The following is an 18,825-nucleotide window of genomic DNA, read 5'->3' as shown; positions in this document are numbered from 1 at the left end:
CGATGCGGACCGCCAGCGATGCGGCGCGCATCGGCAGCATGCGGCGGGCCGCCCGGCGGGCATCCCGGGAAGGTCATGACCGGGGCGCGATTCTGCCAGCGCATGCGCTTGTCGGGTTGCTGACGGACTGTAAAGGATCGTCAGGCGAAACCGAGCCGGTGGCGTTTGTTCGCCGATCGGTGGGAATCGCCGCGCGAAGACCGGATTGCCGCGTGAACGCGAGCGAATCCGCATTCTGACGTGGCGTGGCGGACCAGGTGGGCTGCGCTCGTCCGCGATGCAGGTCGATGACCGACGCTCTGCGTCGCGTCATCGTCGTTGCGATGCGTCGTGTCGTGCGGCGATCGACCGGCACGCCGGTGCCTGTCAGCACGCCCGGACGTCCGGCGCGCCCGCCGCGGTCGTGACCGGTCGTGTCGGCCGGTATCTGTGTACCATCGTGCGAATGGCGCGGCGCGTGGCGCGGGGCATGACGAGACTTGGCGTCACGGTCCCATCCGACGCGCGGCAGCGGTATCGCAACGAGGACGAGTATTCCATGCGAAGTTTCTTTGTCCGGTTCATTGCAATCGGCGTGCTGTTCCATTTGTATGTCGGGCTGCGGATCATTCCCGACGCATTCGCGTCGCCGCTCGCGCGCACGATCGCGGCGCTGGTACTCGCGAGCTTCGTCGTGCTGATCCCGGTCGGCATGTTCTCGCGCCGCTTCGACGAAGGCTGGGTCGCGACGCTGTTCGGCTGGGCCGGCTCGGTCGCGATGGGCTTCTTCTCGTCGCTGCTGGTGCTGACGTTCCTGCGCGAGCTGGTGTTGCTCGGCGTCTTCATAGGGCGGCAGTTCGGGCACGACGGCGCGTGGAGCGGCGCGGCATCCGACACGGCACTCGGCGTGCTGGCGGGGGCGGTACTGGTCAGTGCGATCGGATTCGTCGGCGCGCGCCGCACGGCGGCGGTCAAGCGCGTGTCGATTCCGGTCGACGGGCTGCCGGCGGCGCTCGACGGGCTGACGATCGTGCAACTGTCGGACATTCACGTCGGGCCGACGATCAAACGGCCTTATATCGAGCGGATCGTGCGCGCGGTCAATGCGCTCGATGCGGATCTCGTCGCCGTGACGGGCGACGTGGTCGACGGCTCGGTCAAGCGGCTGCGCGAGCATACGGCGCCGCTCGGCCGCATGCAGTCGCGGCATGGCAGCTTCCTCGTGACGGGCAACCACGAGTACTACGCCGGCGCGCATGCGTGGATCGACGAATTCCGGCGGATCGGGTTGACGGTGCTGCTCAACGAGCACGTGCTGATCGAGCACGACGGCGCGCGGGCGGTGCTCGCGGGCGTCACCGATTTCACGGCGGGCGGGTTCGATCCCGCGCATCGCAGCGATCCCGAGCAGGCGCTCGCGGGCGCGCCGCGCGACGTCGCGACGAAGATCCTGCTCGCGCACCAGCCGCGCAGCGCGGACGCGGCGAGCCGCGCCGGCTTCACCGTGCAGCTGTCCGGCCATACGCACGGCGGCCAGTTCCTGCCGTGGCCGCCGTTCGTGCGCCTGCAGCAGCCGGTGATCGGCGGGCTGAACCGGTTCGGCGCGATGTGGCTTTATACCAGCCGCGGCACCGGCTACTGGGGGCCGCCGAACCGCTTCGGCGTGCCGTCCGAAATCACGCTGATCCGTCTGACGCGCGGGCGGTAGCGTGCGTCAGACGATGCGCGCGATATCGTCGAAATCGAAGCGCGGGCTGCGCGGGAACAGGCCCACCGGGTCGCCGTAGCCGAGATTCACGAGGAAGTTGGTGCGGATCGCGGTGCCCGCGAAGAATTCGGCATCGACCTTCGCGGCGTCGAAGCCCGACATCGGGCCCGCATCGAGGCCGAGCGCGCGTGCGGCGAGGATCAGGTACGCGCCCTGCAGCGACGAGTTGCGGAATGCGGTGGCTTCGATCAGCGCGTCGTTGCCGGCGAACCAGCTGCGCGCGTCGGCGTGCGGGAACAGGCGCGGCAGGTGCTCGTGGAACGCGAAGTCCATGCCGACGATCACGGTGACGGGCGCGGCCATCGTCTTCGCGAGATTGCCTTGGGACAGCGCGGGTTTCAGGCGCGCCTTCGCTTCGGGCGACTTGACGAACACGAAGCGCGCGGGGCTTGCGTTCGCCGACGTCGGGCCGAATTTCGTCAGGTCGATCAGCCGGTGCAGCAGCGCGTCGTCGACCGGTTTGTCCTGCCATGCGTTGTGCGTGCGCGCGGTGAGGAACAGTTGGTCGAGGGCGGAATCGGAGAGCGTCATGGTGGGTCACGGAAGAAATCGGCCGAGTCGCGCCGGCCGGCATTGCGGAAGAAGACTGCGCCCCGGATATAGACGCTTTGCGACACGCCGCGATGATAGCGTGACGTGCCGAACATGCATCGGCTTCGCGATCGGCGATGCGTGCGTGCGGCCTCGTCGCGCGGCGGAATGACAGCGCATGGCGGCGCGCGTCGCCGTTGTCTACCATGCAGACATGATTCGCCAGCCTTGTTCATTTGCTGCCTGATCCCGACATGTCGACGCCCGATCTTTTCGCCGATACCCCCGTGCCCGACGTGGACTGGTACCCGGACTGGCTCGCGCCGGCCGACGCCGATCGCGTGCTGGCCGCGCTGATCGACGAGGTCGCGTGGCGGCAGGACACGATCCGCACGCCGCGCGGCCGCATTCCGCTGCCGCGGTTGACCGCGTGGCAGGGCGAGCCCGATGCCGTCTACGTCTATTCGGGGATTCGCAACGTACCCGCGCCGTGGACGCCGGCCGTGCTCGACCTGAAGCGAGCGGTCGAGGCGACCTGCGGCGCGCGTTTCAACAGCGTGCTGCTCAATCGTTACCGCAACGGGCAGGACAGCCTCGGCTGGCATGCGGACAACGAGCCGGAGCTCGGTGACGCGCCGGTGATCGCGTCGGTGAGCCTCGGCGCGATGCGCGTGTTCGACCTTCGTCACCGTGCGACCGGCGTCGTGCATGCGTACCGGCTGACGCACGGCAGCCTGCTCGTGATGCGCGGCCGCACGCAGGCCGAATGGCAGCACCGCGTGCCGAAGGCGCCGGCCGTGCAGGGCGAGCGCGTCAACCTGACGTTCCGGCGGGTATTGTCGGCGGAGGCGGGCCGGTAGCTGCGTCGATCGATGCCTCGGTCGCTCGGGATCGCGACCCGTTTTTCAACCGATCCGGCCTGTCGATCGCCCATGCGGCACGTTGCCGCACGCGTGGTGTGCCGCGCCTCGGGAATATGCTCGCGAGGCCCGTTCCGTATGGGTTTCAGGCGGGTTTCAGGTGGATTTGATTGACCGCCCGGTTCTGATAGGCAGGTGTAAGCCCTGATGGTGCGTCGCAACATTCCTTGACTAGACTGTCAAAAGGCTGAAACGCGCCGCGAGCCGGCGCTTTTTTCGACATGCCCGACGCGTCGCCGATGCGACGCGCAGGGCAGGAGCATACCCCGTGACCGTACTGGACTCATCCCTCGAACCCTCGCTGCACGTCTTCGAACAAGACGGTGGATGGCAATGGGCGCTGACGGTGAAGCGGGCGTCCGGCGTCGGTGTGAAAGTCGTTGCATTCAGCACGGACGGCTTTCGCGGCGAAGCCGACGCGTACGCCGCCGGTCAGCTCGCGCGTGCCGAGTATGACGACGCCGTGACGGCCTGACGTCGCATTGCGCCGATCCCGTTCGCGGATCGGTGCGGTCGTTCGTGTTCACGCGTTTTCCCTGGCCCTTTTCCCGCCATCCGACTTGCCCGAATCGATCCGCATGCGACGTCGCACGCGGCGCGTTTGCGTTCACCCATCGTTCGCCGGCCGCGCCATGCAGGCGATGTTCCGGTGGGCAGTCCTGTCTATCGCTGTTATCCTTTCGATCGCATCAGGCTATGCGACAGCCCGGCTGTCCGGCTGTCCGGCCCGCCTGCGCCGGATCGTGTTGATCCGGTCCGGTCGAAAATCCATAATCAAGCATTGCGGGTCTTTCGTGAACGCTTCCATTCCGTCCATGTGCACAGGGTCAATCCAACGATGAGCGGCGCATCGAAACCGCCGGCGAAGCCGGCAAGCGCGCCGCGCGCGACAGTCGGCGACGACGTCGACCGCGACGCGTCGAAGCAGGGTGCGGGCGACGACGACTCGTCCGGTGGCGCGTCGTCGTATCTGGTGCCGGGCCTTGAACGCGGGCTGCGGATCCTGGCCGAATTCTCCGCGCGCGAGCCGGTGCTCGGCGCGCCCGAGCTGTCGAAGCGCATTGGCATTCCGCGCACGACCACCTTCCGCCTGCTGCAGACGCTCGAAGCGCTCGGCTTTCTCGAGCGTGTGAACGGCGACCGCTATTTCCGGCTCGGTGTCGGCGTGCTGCGGCTCGGTTTCGAATACCTGAATTCGCTCGAGCTGACCGACCTCGGCACGCCCGTGCTCGAGCGGCTGCGCGACGCGACGGGCCTGTCGACGCACCTGCTGATCCGCGACCAGCGCGATGTCGTGTTCGTCGCGAAGGCGCAGAGCAATACGTCGATGTTCGGTTCGGTGAAGGTGCACGTCGGCACGCGGCTGCCCGCGCATGCGACCGTGCACGGCCACGTGCTGATGGGCGACCTCACGCGCGACGCGCTGCGCCAGCTCTATCCGGAAAAGCGGCTCGAGCAGTTCACCGAGCGCACGCCGAGCACCGTCGACGAGCTGTACGAGCGCGTGCGTCATTACGCGCGGCTCGGCTACGCGGTCAGCGAGGCTGCATTCGAGAGCGGCATTTCGGCGGTGACCGCGCCCGTGCGCGACCATTCGGGCGCGATCGTCGCGGCGATCACGGCGACGGTGCCGCGCTCGGAGATCGGCGAGGCCGGCGAGAAGGAGCGGCTCGTCGAAGCGGTGTGCGGCGCGGCGGTCGACCTGTCGCAGCGCCTGAACTACCGGCCGCTCGAAAGCGACCCGACGTTCGCGCACGCACGCCATCGGGTCGCGATGTTCTGATTTCTGATCCCGTCGAGCGAGCCGCGTCGCGCGGCTTCGCATGCAAAAAGAGCAGCCCAGGGGCTGCTCTTTTTGCTTCGGCGGCCGGGCGCATGTACCCGTGCTGCTCAGAACGAGTGATGAATGCCGGTCAGCACGATCACCTGGTTCGCGGTGCTCGACGTGCCGGCCGTGAAGAATGCGGCCTTCGCACCGCCCGAGCCGTGCTCGTACAACACGTTCGCATAGAGCTGCGTGCGCTTCGACAGCGAATAGATGTCGCCGAGCTCGACCTGCGTCCAGCGGCGGCCGGCCAGCGTCGTCGTCGCTGCGCCGCCCGCGATCGTGTTGAACGCGCTGCTGCGGTAGTTCACGCCCGCGTCGTAGCTCTGGAACGTGTCGGAATAGCCGTTCGACTGCATCTTCGCGCGCGTGTAGAGGCCGTGCACGAGGAAGTCGCCGAACTGGTACGACGCGCCCGCGCCGATGTTCTCGACCTTGCTCGCGAGATAGCCGTTCGCGGTGTTTTGCCCCTGGAACGACGTGATGCCCGTCTGGCTGATCAGGATCGAGCGGTCGTGCTCGTTCGAGTAGACGACCGACGCCTTGAACGGCCCGTTCGCATAGTTCAGCGCGACGCCGACCGACTTGCCGGTCGCGAAGTTCGTCGTGTTGCCGAGCGCCATCGCCGCCGCGGCCGAGAAGCCGGCGAAGCTCGGCGAGCGGTACTTGACCGCGTTGTTGTACGGCACGTTGCCGGTCGCGGCGAGCCCGTCGATGTTGCCCGGGTGGAATGCATACCAGCTCATCGCGAGGTACGCGGTGCTGAGCGGATCGAGATAGTCGAACGTCAGCGGCGTCTGGCGGCCGAGCGTCAGCGTGCCGTAGCGATCCGAGCTGAGGCCGACGAACGCCGCGCGGTTCCAGATCGTGTTCGCGGTCGCGAACTGGCCGTTGTTCGTATAGAAGCCGTTTTCGAGCTGGAAGATCGCCGACAGGCCGCTGCCGAGGTCTTCCTTGCCTTTCAGGCCCCACCGATCGGGCTGCGTGTTGCCCTGGATCATCGCCCACTTCGCGTGGCCGCCGACGTTGTTCACGTACGCGACGCCGGCATCCATGCTGCCGTACAGCATCACGCTGCTCTGCGCCCAGGCGCCCGACACGGCGCCCATTCCGATGACTGCTGCTGCTACCGCATGCTTGACCATTTGATCTCCTGACTCTCCAAACCTGATGGAAAACGTGCCGTGGCGGCGGGCGCGGGGACGGCCGGCCGTCGCGCGCTCTTCACCGCCGGGCGGGCACTCCTTTCGTTCCATACAAGGAACAGCGTGCCTCTGATGGAATGGAGTATAGAGGTGTCACGCACAGGATCAAAAATAAATTTTTCGGGCCGGATGCGGACGAGGGCGATCCGAAACACGGGTTCGAGAGTCCTGAAAATATGACTTAAACCCCCGTCATAAAACAAAAAATTACATCTGACTGAGGTGGCGAGAGCGACTGCCGACCCGGCGGTCGGTATTTTCCCTAGGACATGCAGCTTTTTGTTTTACTCGTGGAAAGTCGCTCCTATAATCACCATCCATAAACTGATGTTCCGGGTATGGAACAAACCCGGGGCGAACCGAGAGTCGATCAGAAGGAAGGGTGTGAGATGTCTGAACAATGGATTTGTGCCGGGCACGCCGGCGCGCTGTCGGAAGACACGCCGATCGAGTTCAAGCGGACCGACGGCGTCGAAATCGGGATCTACCGCGTCGGCGACGAGGTGTATGCGCTCGAGAACGTGTGCCCGCATGCATACGCGCTGCTGACGCAGGGGTTCGTCGACGAAGGCACGGTCGAATGCCCGCTGCATGAAGCCGTGTTCGACATCAAGACGGGCGAATGCCTGAAGGGCCCGGGCGGGCGTGCGCTGAAGCAGTACGCGGTGCGCCTTGCCGGCGAGGAAATCCAGATCAAGGTGGAATGACATGAAAGAAGCGACCGTCAACTTCAATCCCTTCCTGAAGCCGTGGATGGCACCGCAGCCGAACAACGTCGCGGGCAAGGGGCAGATCGAGATCCCCGGGCAGGTCGAGAACCAGGTCTGGCAGAACCGCAAGGCCGAGCCGACCCAGTACGAGAACGATCTCGGCGATGCGCTCGAACGCGTGTTCGAGAGCGGTGCGACCGAGCTGGACGATGTCGTCGCGGGCCTGAACCGCATCGGCTTCCGCGCACCGGACGGCACCGCGTGGACACCCGAGCGCTTCCGCGCCGAAATGGCCTCGCTGGCGGAATGAGCGCGCGAGCCGCGTGACCGCCGACCCGACGACAACCGCATCCGGAGCACACTGATGACGTCCCCCGCACAACACGAAGCCCAACACGACCCGGTCCGCGACTACCTCGATCGCGGCATCAAGAACTACTGGTATCCCGTCGCCCCGAGCTGGCAGGTGTCGAACGCGCCCGTCGGCCTCACGCGCCTGTCCGAGCAGATCGTGCTGTGGCGCGATCACGAGGGCAAGGTCCACGCGCTGGAAGATCGCTGCCCGCACCGCGGCGCGCGCCTGTCGCTCGGCTGGAACCTCGGCGGCAGCATCGCCTGCTGGTATCACGGCGTCGAAGTCGACGGCGGCGGCACGGTCAACCGCGTGCCGGCAGTGTCGAACTGTCCGCTCGAAGGCTCGAAGTGCGTGAAGTCGTATCCGGTCGAAGAAAAGGCCGGCGCGATCTTCCTGTGGTTCGGCGACGAAGCGCACGGCGAGCCGGCACCGCTGAACCTGCCGGAAGAACTGGTTGCCGACGAGTACGGCCACTTCCTGTGCGTGTCGAACTGGAAGTGCAATTACCAGTACGCGATCGACAACGTGATGGACCCGATGCACGGCGCGTACCTGCACGCGACGTCGCACTCGATGGCCGAAGGCGACAAGCAGGCCGACATGCGCGTGCGCAAGACGGAAACGGGCCTGATGTTCGAGAAGATCGGCCAGCGCGACGTGAACTTCGACTGGGTCGAGCTCGGCGAAACCGGCTGCCTGTGGATGCGCCTCGCGATTCCGTACAAGCAGAAGTTCGGCCCGGGCGGCAACTTCGGGATCATCGGCTTCGCGACGCCGGTCGACGGCGACAACTGCCAGGTCTACTTCTGGCGTACGCGCAAGGTCAGCGGCTGGCAGCGCGACGTGTGGCGCTTCATGTACCGCAACCGCCTCGAGGGCCTGCACTGGGACGTGCTCGAGCAGGACCGCTACGTCCTCGAAAGCCTCGCGCCGCACGCGCGCGATCACGAATACCTGTACCAGCACGACGTCGGCATCACGCGCGTGCGCCGGATGCTGCGCCAGCGCGCGCAGGAACACCTGTCCGCGCTCGACGCGCACCGCGCGGCGCACGCCGCATCGGAGCCCGCGAATGGCTGAGCTCGCACCGGTCGTGTCGCTGCCGGGGCGCCGCGTGCTCGTCACGGGCGGTGCGCGCGGTCTCGGCGCCGCGTTCGTGAAGGCGCTGGTCGCAGCGGGCGCGCAGGTCGCGTTCGGCGACGTGCTCGCCGAAGAAGGCCGCGCGCTGGCCGCGCAGCTCGCGCAAGCCGGCCACACCGCCCATTTCTTCGCGCTCGACCTGGCCGATCCGGCGAGCGTCGATGCGTTCGTCGCGCAGGGCGCGGCAGCGCTCGGCGGCATCGACGCGCTGATCAACAACGCGGCGATCACGAACTCGGGCGGCAAGCTGTCGACGGAACTCGACGTGTCGACGTGGGACGCCGTGATGAACGTGAACGTGCGCGGCGTGTGGCTCGTCAGCAATGCGGCGTTGCCGCACCTTGCGCGCTCGGGTCGCGGCGCGATCGTGAACCTCGCATCGGACACCGCGCTGTGGGGCGCGCCGAAGCTGCTCGCGTACGTCGCCAGCAAGGGCGCGGTGATCGCGATGACGCATGCGCAGGCACGCGAGTTCGGCGCGCACGGCGTGACGGTCAACGCGATCGCGCCGGGGCTCACCGAAGTCGAGGCGACGGCCTACGTGCCGGCCGAACGGCATGCGTTCTACATGCAGGGCCGCGCGCTGACGCGCGCGCAGGTGCCCGACGACGTGACGGGCCCCGTGCTGTTCCTGCTGTCGGACGGCGCGCGCTTCGTGACGGGTCAACTGCTGCCGGTGAACGGCGGCTTCGTAATGAATTGAATCGAAGTTTTCACTGGAAATAAAGGAGAGGACGATGGCGGACGCAGATCTCGAACGCAAGTCGTGGGACCAGCCGGAAGGCGCAAGCTTCGGCGACTGGATGGAAGGGCGCGTCGCGCGCTACGAAACGCGGCGCTACGACTGGGACGCGCTGAAGTTCCAGGCCGACTACGACCCGAAGTACCGCCGTGCGCAGATGCGCTATGTCGGCACGGGCGGCACGGGCGTCGCGAAGGACGTCAACACGGTGCCGGCCGGCAACTTCACGTTTTCGACGATGGTCATTCCGGCCGGCAACATCGGTCCGAGCCACATCCACATCGATGTCGAGGAAATCTTCTTCGTGCTGCGCGGCAAGATGAAGGTGATCTGCGAGCGCGACGGCGAGACCTGGGAAGCGATCCTCGGCGAGCGCGACCTGATCTCGGTACCGCCGGGCGTGTATCGCACGGAAATCAACATCGGCGAGGAAGACGCGCTGATGTGCGTGATGCTCGGTTCGTCGAAGCCGATCACGCCGACGTATCCGCCGGATTCGCCGCTCGCGAAGATCAAGCGCTGAGACGGGGCGGAGCAAGCAATGAGTGTCATCGACAAACGTGAACGCGACCGCACCGCGGCGTTCGCCGCGCTGCTCGGGCAGTTTCCCGAACAGCGCTGCGCGGCCGGCACGGCGGGCACGATCGGTTATCGCGAGGCCGGCGCGCAGCATGCGGGCCACGCGCTGCCCGTCGTGCTGCTGCACGGGATCGGCTCGGGCGCCGCATCGTGGGTGCGCCAGCTCGACACGCTCGGCGCGTCGCGACGCGTGCTTGCGTGGGATGCGCCCGGCTACGGCGTGTCGACTGCCGTGCACGGCGCGTCGCCGGCCGCCGCCGACTATGCGGTGTCGCTGAACGCGTGGCTCGAGGCACTCGGCATCGAACGCTGCGTGCTGGTCGGGCATTCGCTCGGCGCGATCATCGCGGGCGGTTTGGCCCGCGTGATGCCCGCGCGGATTGCCGGCCTGTTGCTGATCTCGCCTGCGGGCGGCTACGGCAGTGCGCCCGCGGAAACGCGCGATACGCGCCGCGACGCGCGCCTCGCGATGCTCGCCGAACTCGGTCCGGCCGGGCTTGCCGAGCAGCGCAGCGGCAACATGCTGTCCGGATTCGCGAATGAGGATGCGCGGGCGTGGGTGCGCTGGAACATGGCGCGCATCGTGCCGGCCGGCTACGCGCAGGCCACGCATCTGCTCGCGAACGCCGATCTCGCGACCGATCTCGCCGGCTTTCGCGGCCGCACGGCAGTCGCTGTCGGCGCGAACGACGCGATCACGCCGCCCGCCGCATGCGAGCGGATCGCCGCGGCCGCGCACGTGGGGCTGCAGGTGATTCCGCAAGCGGGGCATGCGGGTTATGTGGAAGCGCCGGCGGTCTACTCGTCGCTGATCGACGCGTTCTGCCGTCAATGCGACCGTCAACGGGGGCTGGAATGAACTACCCCCACGCTCACATTCGTTCGCTTGGGGGGGCGCAGCCCCCTCATCCCCAGAAGACCGATGCCTCCCTTGGGGCGGCCCGGCGGGAGGCATCATGAGCGAACCGTTGCAACAAGAGGACGCGGAAAACGCAAAGTCCGAGGCCAGCTACGTCGTGCCAGGCCTCGAACGCGGATTGCGGATCCTCGCCGAATTCTCGCCGCGCGAGCCGGTGCTCGGCGCGCCGGAACTGTCCAAGCGACTCGGCATTCCGCGCACGACGGTATTCCGTCTGCTGCAGACGCTCGAATCGCTCGGCTTTCTCGAGCGCGCGGACAAGGATCGCAACTACAAGCTCGGCATTGCCGTGCTGCGGCTCGGCTTCGAATACCTGAGCTCGCTCGAGCTGACCGATCTCGGCCTGCCGGTGATCGAGAGCCTGCGCGATGCGACCGGCTTCACGACGCATATCGTGATCCGCGACGGCCGCGACGTGGTGTTCGTCGCGAAGGCGCAAAGCCAGTCGCCGGTGTTCAGCTCGATTCGCGTGAACGTCGGCACGCGGCTGCCCGCGCATGCGACGACCCACGGCCACGTGCTGATGGGCGACCTGTCGCTGAAGGAGCTGCGTGCGCTGTATCCGGAAGGCACGCTGAACCGGATGACGAGTGCGACGCCCGAAACGGTCGACGCGCTGTACGAAATGATCCGCGAGGACGCACTGCGCGGCTACGGCATCAGCAATTCGTCGTTTGAACGCGGGATCTCGGTGGTTACGGCGCCGGTGCGCAACGACACGCAGAAGATCGTCGCGTGCATCACGGTGACGGTGCCGAGGCCGGAAATCGACGCGGCGCTGATCGCCGACGGCCTGTTCGACAAGGTGCAGCGCGCGGCGGCGGAACTGTCGCGGCGGCTCAATTACCGCTCGGATGACGAGCACACGTTTCTGAAGGCTTTAGGATTGAAATGAGACCCCCACGCATGCTTCGCACGCTGCCCCCCGAGGGGGCGGTCAATCCTCTTGGGGCGGCCCGGCGACTGATGAAACAGCCCCCACGTTCGCTTTGCTCACTGCCCCCCGAGGGGGCTGCCGGCCCTCTTGGGGCGGCCCGGCGAGGGCTGACGACATGATTGAGATCGATCTGACCGGGCAGGTGGCGGTGGTGACGGGCGGTTCGTCCGGCATCGGCCTCGCGACTGCCGAACGGTTTCTGCAGGCCGGCGCGTCGGTCGCGATTTGCGGCCGTGACGGCGAACGCCTCGCGCGCGCCGAAGCGATGCTCGGCGAAAAATACCCGGGCGCGCAATTGCTCGCCGTGCGCTGCAACGTGCTCGACGAAGCCGACGTGGCCGCGTTCGCGCAGGCCGTCTCCGACCGTTTCGGCCGGGCCGACATGCTGGTCAACAACGCGGGCCAGGGCCGCGTGTCGACCTTCGCCGACACGACCGACGACGCGTGGCGCGAAGAGCTCGAACTGAAGTACTTCAGCATCATCCGCCCGACGCGCGCGTTCCTGCCGCTGCTGCGCGATGCGGCCGCGCCGACGATCACCTGCGTGAACTCGCTGCTCGCGCTGCAGCCGGAGCCGCACATGGTCGCGACGTCGTCGGCGCGCGCGGGCGTGCTGAGCCTCGTGAAGTCGCTCGCGACCGAACTGGCGCCGCAGCGCATCCGCGTGAACTCGATCCTGATCGGCATCGTCGAGTCGGGTCAATGGCGCCGCCGCTACGAAGCGCAGGCGCAGGCCGGCGAAAGCTGGGAGGACTGGACGGGCGCGCTCGCCCGCAAGAAGAACATTCCGCTGAACCGCTTCGGCAGGCCCGACGAGGCAGCCTGGGCACTTTTTTATCTCGCAACGCATCTGTCGTCCTATACGACGGGCAGCCATATCGACGTTTCTGGAGGCTTTGCACGCCATGTCTAAAAAAACCACGGTTGGCGAGCTGATTGCCGCCTTTCTCGAGCAGTGCGATGTCAAAACCGCATTCGGTGTCATCTCGATCCACAACATGCCGATCCTCGACGCGATCAACTCGCGCGGCAACATCCGGTACGTCGGCGCGCGCGGTGAAGCGGGTGCGCTGAACATGGCCGACGGCCTGGCCCGCGTGTCGGGCGGCCTCGGCGTCGCGTTCACGAGCACCGGCACGGCGGCGGGCAACGCGGCCGGCGCGATGGTCGAGGCACTGACGGCCGGCACCGCGCTGCTGCACATCACCGGGCAGATCGAGACGCCGTACCTCGACCAGGACCTGGCCTACATCCACGAAGCGCCGGACCAGCTCTCGATGCTCGACGCGATCTCGAAGGCCGCGTTCCGCGTGCGTACGGTCGAAACCGTGCTGCCGACGATCCGCGAAGCGGTGCGCATCGCGCAGACCGCGCCGACTGGCCCGGTATCGGTCGAGATTCCGATCGACATCCAGGCCGCCGAAATCGAATGGCCGGAAGACCTCGCGCCGGCGCACGTCGCGGTGCGCGAGCACGACGACGCACGCGTTGCGAAGCTCGCCGACGCGCTGGCGGCCAAGCGCCGTCCGCTGCTGTGGCTCGGCGGCGGTGCGCGCCATGCGCGTGCGGAGGTGGAGCGCCTGGTGAAGCTCGGCTTCGGCGTCGTGACGAGCGTGCAGGGCCGCGGCGTGCTGCCGGAAGATCACCCGGCGACGCTCGGCGCGTTCAACGTGCATTCGACCGTCGAAGCGTTCTACAAGACCTGCGACGCGCTCGTCGTGGTCGGCTCGCGCCTGCGCGGCAACGAGACGCTGAAGTACAAGCTCGCGCTGCCGCAGCCGCTGTTCCGCATCGACGCCGACGCGCTTGCCGACAACCGCGGCTATCGCAACGAGCTGTTCGTGCACGGCGATTCGAAGCGCGTGCTGGCCGAGCTGGCCGATCGCCTCGAAGGCCGCCTGTCCGTCGATCCGCAGTTCGCGGGCGATCTCGCGGCGGCGCGCGAGCAGGCCGTCGCCAGCGTGGCGGAAGGTCTCGGGCCGTACAAGACGCTGGTCGACACGCTGCAGGGCGCGGTGGGCCGCGACTACAACTGGGTGCGCGACGTGACGATCTCGAACAGCACGTGGGGCAACCGCCTGCTGAAGATCTTCGAACCGCGCGCGGGCGTGCATGCGCTCGGCGGCGGCATCGGCCAGGGCATCCAGATGGGCATCGGCGCGGCGCTGGCCGGGTCGGCGGCGAAGACGGTCTGCCTGGTCGGCGACGGCGGCCTGATGGTCAACGTCGGCGAGCTCGTGACGGCCGTGCAGGAAAACGCGAACGTGATGATCGTGCTGATGAACGACCAGTGCTACGGCGTGATCCGCAACATCCAGGACGCGCACTACGGCGGCCGCCGCTGCTTCGTCCAGCTGCACCAGCCCGATTTCGCGCAGTTCTGCGCGAGCTTCGGCCTCACGCACTACCGGATCACATCGCTCGACCAGGCGGAAGCGATCGTGCGCGAAGGGATCGCGAAGGAAGGACCGGTGATGGTCGAGGTCGACATGCTGTCGGTCGGCTCGTTCGCATCGGCGTTCGCGGGCCCGCCGGTGAAGAAGGAGGAAACGCCGTCGGAGCGCCAATATGCTTAACGGACGCAACCCGGACCACGCACACGCGCATGCGCCCGTCGACGTCGCGATGATCGGCTTCGGCGCGATCGGTGCCGCCGTGTATCACGCGGTCGAGCACGATGCGTCGTTGCGCGTCGCGCACGTGATCGTGCCCGAGCACCAGCGCGACGCGGTGCAGCGCGAGCTCGGCGGTGCGGTGGAGGTGGTGTCGTCGGTCGACGCGCTGGCCCGCCGCCCCGAGTTCGCGCTCGAATGCGCGGGCCACAGCGCGCTCGTCGATCACGTCGTGCCGCTGCTGAAGGCCGGCACCGACTGCGCGGTCGCGTCGATCGGCGCGCTGTCCGATCTTGCGCTGCTCGACGTGCTGGCGCAGGCCGCCGACGAAGGCGACGCGACGCTCACGCTGCTGTCCGGCGCGATCGGCGGGATCGACGCGCTGGCGTCGGCGAAGCAGGGCGGCCTCGACGAGGTGCTGTACGTCGGCCGCAAGCCGCCGCTCGGCTGGCTCGGCACGCCCGCCGAGGCACTGTGCGACCTGCGTGCGATGACCGAAGAGAAGGTGATCTTCGAAGGCACTGCACGCGATGCCGCGCGGCTGTATCCGAAGAACGCGAACGTCGCTGCAACCGTCGCGCTCGCGGGCCTCGGCCTCGATGCGACGCGCGTGCGCCTGATTGCCGATCCGGCCGTCGCGCGCAACGTGCACCGCATCACCGCCCGTGGCGCGTTCGGCGAGATGTCGCTCGAAATGAGCGGCAAGCCGTTGCCCGACAACCCGAAGACGTCCGCGTTGACCGCGTACTGCGCGATCCGTGCGCTGCGCAACCGCGCGGCCCGCTGCGTGATCTGAGCGTGCGATCCGGACCTTCGGGCCATTGAGCGCCCGCCTGCGCCACGGCGCGGGCGGCAGCGCAAAGACAGATTTGTGGGACTTGCGACATGACTTCATTCGATACGAGCCTCGTACCCAACGGCGACATCCTGATCGGCGGCGAGTGGCGGCGCGGCCGTGGCGCGCCTTACGCGAGCATCTATCCGGCCGACCAGTCGCCGAACATGGAAGTATCGACGGCGAACGCGGAAGACGCGGCCGAAGCCGTCGTGGCCGCCGACGCCGCGTGGCGTCGCGCCGACTGGGCCGGGCTCAAGCCGCATCAGCGCGCGCTGGTGCTGTACCGGATCGCCGACCTGATCATGCAGCGTCACGAGGCGCTCGCGAACCTGCAGCGTCGCGACAACGGCAAGCCGATCGGCGAGACGCGCGTGCTGGTCGCGAGCGCGGCCAACACGTTCCGCTATTTCGCGGCTTGCCTGGAAACGCTCGACGAAGAGCTGACGCCGTCGCGCGGCGACTACCTGACGATGAGCGTGCACGAGCCGATCGGCGTGATCGCGGCGATCACGCCGTGGAACTCGCCGATCGCATCCGACGCGCAGAAGCTTGCGCCGGCGCTCGCCGGCGGCAACGCGGTGGTGCTCAAGCCGGCCGAAGTCACGCCGCTCGTGTCGCTCGCGCTGGCCCGCATCTGCGAGGAAGCCGGCGTGCCGAAGGGCGTGCTGAGCGTGCTGCCGGGCAAGGGTTCGGTGATCGGTGACGTGCTGGTGCGTCATCCGCTCGTGAAGAAAGTGTCGTTTACCGGCGGCACCGAGGTGGGCCGCGGCATCGCGCGCATCGCGGCGGAGAAGCTGATGCCCGTGTCGCTGGAGCTCGGCGGCAAGTCGCCGACGATCGTGTGCGACGACGCCGATCTCGATCACGCGGTCAATGGCGTGCTTTACGGCATCTTCAGCTCGTCGGGTGAAGCGTGCATCGCGGGTTCGCGCCTCTTCGTGCAGCGTGCGGTGTACGACGAATTCATGCAGCGGCTGGTGGCCGGCGCACGCAAGCTGCGCGTGGGCGACCCGACGCGTCTCGACACGCAGATGGGCCCGCTGATCACCGCGAAGCATCGCGAATCGGTCGAGCGCTATGTCGCGCTCGGGCTGGAGGAAGGCGGCCGCCTGCTGTGCGGCGGCGAACGGCCGTCGGGCGACGGGCGCGAGGACGGCTTCTTCTACCAGCCGACGATTCTCGAAGGTCTGCCGAACAGCGCGCGCATCTGCCAGGAAGAAATCTTCGGGCCGGTGCTGGTCGCGATGCCGTTCGACGACGAAGCGTCGCTGATCGCGCAGGCGAACGACAGCGTGTTCGGACTTGCCGCCGGCATCTGGACGCGCGACTACAAGCGTGCATGGCGCATCGCGCGCGCGCTCGAGACGGGCACCGTGTGGATCAACACGTACAAGCTGTTCTCGATCTCCACGCCGTTCTCGGGCTGGAAAGAGAGCGGGATGGGGCGCGAGAAGGGGCGTCTCGGCATCCGCGAGTACATGCAGCAGAAGAGCCTCTACTGGGGCTTGAACGACGCGCCGCTGCCGTGGGCGAACTGAGCGAAGGGGAATGACGCAATGAGCATCTTGGGTATCGAGCAGATCACGTACGGTGTCGACGACCTCGCGACGTGCCGGCGCTTTTTCGCCGACTGGGGCTTGAAGGAAGTCGCGCACGACGACGCGCGCGCGCGTTTCGAAACGCTGAACGGCTGCACCGTGCTGGTCGTCAAGGCCGACGATCCGTCGCTGCCGCCCGCGTTCGAAGCGGGCCCGACGCTGCGTGAAGTCACGTGGGGCGTCGCGACGCGGCAGGAAGTCGACGCGCTGCGCACGAAGCTGGCCGGCCAGCCCGGCTATTACGCACGGGACGATGCGGTCGGCTGCATCGATCCGAACGGGATGGCGATCCGCATCGAAGTGACGCGCAAGCGCGCGCTCGACATCACCGGTTCGCCGTCGAACGTGTGGGGCCGGACGGTGCGGGTCGACCAGCCGAGCCCGATCTATGCGCGCGCCGAGCCGGTCGAGGTCGGGCACGTCGTGTTCTTCACGAACTGCCTCGACGCGCAGGAAAAGTTCTATCACGAACTGCTCGGCTTCGAGACTTCAGACCGCTATCCGGGCCGCGGCGCGTTCATGCGCTGCGCACCGCACGGCGGCCACCACGACCTGTTCCTGCTCGCGCTGCCGAATGGCAAACGCGGCCTGAACCACGTCGCGTTCACCGTGCGCGACATCCATGAGGTGTTCGGCGGCGGCATGCACATCGACCGCTGCGGCTGGGAAACGCAGCTCGGCCCGGGGCGTCACCCTGTGTCGTCCGCGTACTTCTGGTACTTCCAGAATCCGGCCGGCGCACTGATCGAGTACTACGCGGACGAGGACGTGCTGACGCCCGAGTGGCAGCCGCGCGAATTCGAACCGGGCCCGACCGTGTTCGCCGAATGGGCCGTCGACGGCGGCCTCGACGGCAACACGCGCCGGCAGAAGAACGTGAAGGCGCCGGAAGGCAAGTTCATGACGGAGCGCAAATCATGATCGAAGCGAACACGCAGGATCAGGCCGCGCCCGGCACCGTCGTCGTGATCGGCGGCGGCCAGGCCGCCGGCTGGGTGTTGAAGACGCTGCGCGCGGAAGGGTTCGCGGGCCGCCTCGTGATGATCGCGGACGAGCCGCACCTGCCGTACGAGCGTCCGCCGCTGTCGAAGGCCGTGCTGGCCGGCGACGCCGACATCGAGACCGTGCGCGTCGTGCGCCCGGATGAATTCGACGCGCTGAGCGTCGAGGCGTGGCAGCCGGAACGCGCGGCATCGATCGACCGTGCGCGCCGCGTGGTGAAGACCGATAGTGGCCGCGAGATCGAATACGACCGGCTCGTGATCGCGACCGGCGGCACGTCGCGCCGCTTGCCCGATGCGATCGTCAGGACGACGAACCTGCATTATCTGCGCACGCTCGACGAAGCGGCCGCGCTCGGCGAGAAACTGCGCGCCAGCAAGCGCGTGCTCGTGATCGGCGGCGGCTGGATCGGCCTCGAGGTCGCGGCGACCGCGCGCAAGCTCGGTGTCGAAGCCGTCGTCGTCGAAGGCGCGCCGCGTCTGTGCGGGCGATCGGTGCCGCAGATCGTGTCGGATTTCCTGCTCGGCCTGCATCGCGCGAATGGCGTCGACGTGCGTCTTGGCGCGGCGCTCGCATCGCTCGACGCGCAGCCGGACGACGCATCGAAGGTCCGCGCGACGCTTGCCGACGGCACGACGATCGACGCCGATTTCGCGGTGGCCGGCATCGGCCTTGCGCTGAACGCGACGCTCGCGAGCGACGCCGGGCTGGCGATCGACGATGGCATCGTCGTCGACGAATTCGGCGCGACCAGCGATCCGGCGATCTTCGCGTGCGGCGACGTCGCGAACCATCACAACGGCTGGCTGAAACGGCGCGTGCGGCTCGAATCGTGGGCGAACGCGCAGAACCAGGCGATCGCGGCCGCGAAGGCCGTGCTCGGCGTGCGCGCACCGTACGCGGAGATTCCGTGGTTCTGGTCCGATCAGTACGACGTGAACCTGCAGATCCTCGGTGATCTGCCGGCCGATGCGCAGCTCGTCGTGCGCGGCGATCTTGCCGCGCGCCGCGCGACGCTGTTTTTCGTGGGCGATGGGCATATGAGAGGTGTCATCGCCATCAACAACGCACGCGAGCTGAAGCTCGCACGCAAGTGGATGAACCAGGGCCGGGCAGTGGATACGGAAGTCCTGGCGGACACGACCAAAGCGCTGGCCTGACCGGC

Annotated in this window: 19 protein-coding genes; 17 read left to right on the top strand and 2 right to left on the bottom strand. The window is 67.6% G+C overall.

Features of this window, described 5'->3' with window-relative positions; all coding sequences use genetic code 11:
• Positions 1-538 precede the first annotated feature (538 nt).
• Entirely contained in the window at positions 539-1,687 is a 1,149-nt protein-coding gene (locus DIE15_RS02670) for a metallophosphoesterase (RefSeq protein WP_124832292.1), read from the top strand.
• 6 nt (positions 1,688-1,693) lie between these two features.
• Here the strand turns inward: DIE15_RS02670 and DIE15_RS02665 are convergent, their stop codons facing one another.
• The gene (locus DIE15_RS02665; protein ID WP_057929370.1) at positions 1,694-2,278 is read right to left on the bottom strand and encodes a malonic semialdehyde reductase; all 585 of its coding nucleotides are present in this window, start codon (positions 2,276-2,278) and stop codon (positions 1,694-1,696) included.
• A 254-nt stretch (positions 2,279-2,532) separates the two neighbouring features.
• Here DIE15_RS02665 and DIE15_RS02660 point away from each other — a divergent pair, with 254 nt between their 5' ends.
• From DIE15_RS02660 to DIE15_RS02650, 3 genes are all read left to right on the top strand, one after another.
• Positions 2,533-3,138, top strand: coding sequence for an alpha-ketoglutarate-dependent dioxygenase AlkB (locus DIE15_RS02660; RefSeq protein WP_057929369.1), 606 nt, complete (start codon positions 2,533-2,535; stop codon positions 3,136-3,138).
• Between the two features lie 328 nt (positions 3,139-3,466).
• Entirely contained in the window at positions 3,467-3,673 is a 207-nt protein-coding gene (locus tag DIE15_RS02655; RefSeq protein ID WP_014898921.1) for a hypothetical protein, read from the top strand.
• A gap of 363 nt (positions 3,674-4,036) precedes the next feature.
• Positions 4,037-4,981 (top strand): IclR family transcriptional regulator, encoded by a 945-nt coding sequence (locus DIE15_RS02650; protein WP_057929368.1) that lies wholly within the window; start codon positions 4,037-4,039, stop codon positions 4,979-4,981.
• Positions 4,982-5,088: 107 nt separating this feature from the next.
• Here DIE15_RS02650 and DIE15_RS02645 read toward each other — a convergent pair whose 3' ends face one another.
• Positions 5,089-6,168 carry a porin gene (locus tag DIE15_RS02645; protein ID WP_057929367.1) on the bottom strand — a complete coding sequence of 360 codons (1,080 nt, stop codon included), beginning with the start codon at positions 6,166-6,168 and terminating at the stop codon, positions 5,089-5,091.
• A 449-nt stretch (positions 6,169-6,617) separates the two neighbouring features.
• On the opposite strand from DIE15_RS02645, the gene DIE15_RS02640 reads away from it, so the two are divergent.
• From DIE15_RS02640 to DIE15_RS02580, 13 genes are all read left to right on the top strand, one after another.
• Positions 6,618-6,935, top strand: coding sequence for a non-heme iron oxygenase ferredoxin subunit (locus DIE15_RS02640; RefSeq protein WP_014898924.1), 318 nt, complete (start codon positions 6,618-6,620; stop codon positions 6,933-6,935).
• Between the two features lies 1 nt (position 6,936).
• Positions 6,937-7,248, top strand: coding sequence for a recombinase-like helix-turn-helix domain-containing protein (locus DIE15_RS02635; RefSeq protein ID WP_057929366.1), 312 nt, complete (start codon positions 6,937-6,939; stop codon positions 7,246-7,248).
• 54 nt (positions 7,249-7,302) lie between these two features.
• Complete coding sequence (locus tag DIE15_RS02630) at positions 7,303-8,373, top strand: aromatic ring-hydroxylating dioxygenase subunit alpha (protein WP_057929365.1); 1,071 nt, start codon at positions 7,303-7,305, stop codon at positions 8,371-8,373.
• A complete protein-coding gene (locus DIE15_RS02625; protein WP_057929364.1) occupies positions 8,366-9,136 on the top strand; it encodes an SDR family oxidoreductase in 771 nt (256 codons plus the stop codon). The genes DIE15_RS02630 and DIE15_RS02625 overlap by 8 nt, the downstream gene beginning before the upstream one ends.
• Positions 9,137-9,170: 34 nt before the next feature.
• Positions 9,171-9,698 carry a cupin domain-containing protein gene (locus tag DIE15_RS02620; RefSeq protein ID WP_057929363.1) on the top strand — a complete coding sequence of 176 codons (528 nt, stop codon included), beginning with the start codon at positions 9,171-9,173 and terminating at the stop codon, positions 9,696-9,698.
• Between the two features lie 18 nt (positions 9,699-9,716).
• The gene (locus DIE15_RS02615; protein WP_124832291.1) at positions 9,717-10,613 is read left to right on the top strand and encodes an alpha/beta fold hydrolase; all 897 of its coding nucleotides are present in this window, start codon (positions 9,717-9,719) and stop codon (positions 10,611-10,613) included.
• Positions 10,614-10,710: 97 nt separating this feature from the next.
• Positions 10,711-11,568 (top strand): IclR family transcriptional regulator, encoded by an 858-nt coding sequence (locus DIE15_RS02610; protein WP_057929361.1) that lies wholly within the window; start codon positions 10,711-10,713, stop codon positions 11,566-11,568.
• A 157-nt stretch (positions 11,569-11,725) separates the two neighbouring features.
• The gene (locus DIE15_RS02605) at positions 11,726-12,523 is read left to right on the top strand and encodes an SDR family oxidoreductase (protein ID WP_057929360.1); all 798 of its coding nucleotides are present in this window, start codon (positions 11,726-11,728) and stop codon (positions 12,521-12,523) included.
• On the top strand, positions 12,516-14,186 hold the full coding sequence (locus DIE15_RS02600; RefSeq protein WP_124832290.1) for a thiamine pyrophosphate-binding protein: 1,671 nt from the start codon (positions 12,516-12,518) through the stop codon (positions 14,184-14,186). The genes DIE15_RS02605 and DIE15_RS02600 overlap by 8 nt, the downstream gene beginning before the upstream one ends.
• Positions 14,179-15,018, top strand: coding sequence for an aspartate dehydrogenase (locus tag DIE15_RS02595; protein WP_124832289.1), 840 nt, complete (start codon positions 14,179-14,181; stop codon positions 15,016-15,018). The genes DIE15_RS02600 and DIE15_RS02595 overlap by 8 nt, the downstream gene beginning before the upstream one ends.
• Positions 15,019-15,107: 89 nt before the next feature.
• Positions 15,108-16,598, top strand: a complete 1,491-nt coding sequence (locus DIE15_RS02590; RefSeq protein ID WP_124832288.1) for an aldehyde dehydrogenase — start codon at positions 15,108-15,110, stop codon at positions 16,596-16,598.
• A gap of 18 nt (positions 16,599-16,616) precedes the next feature.
• A complete protein-coding gene (locus DIE15_RS02585) occupies positions 16,617-17,579 on the top strand; it encodes a VOC family protein (protein WP_057929356.1) in 963 nt (320 codons plus the stop codon).
• Positions 17,576-18,820, top strand: a complete 1,245-nt coding sequence (locus tag DIE15_RS02580; protein ID WP_057929355.1) for an NAD(P)/FAD-dependent oxidoreductase — start codon at positions 17,576-17,578, stop codon at positions 18,818-18,820. Before DIE15_RS02585 ends, DIE15_RS02580 begins: the two co-directional genes overlap by 4 nt.
• Positions 18,821-18,825 lie beyond the last annotated feature (5 nt).

The organism is Burkholderia sp. Bp9031, from assembly GCF_003857965.1.
In the GTDB taxonomy this organism is placed as follows: domain Bacteria; phylum Pseudomonadota; class Gammaproteobacteria; order Burkholderiales; family Burkholderiaceae; genus Burkholderia; species Burkholderia ambifaria_A.
The sequence above is the reverse complement of the archived record's forward strand: the minus strand, read 5'-3'. Positions and strand labels throughout refer to the sequence as shown.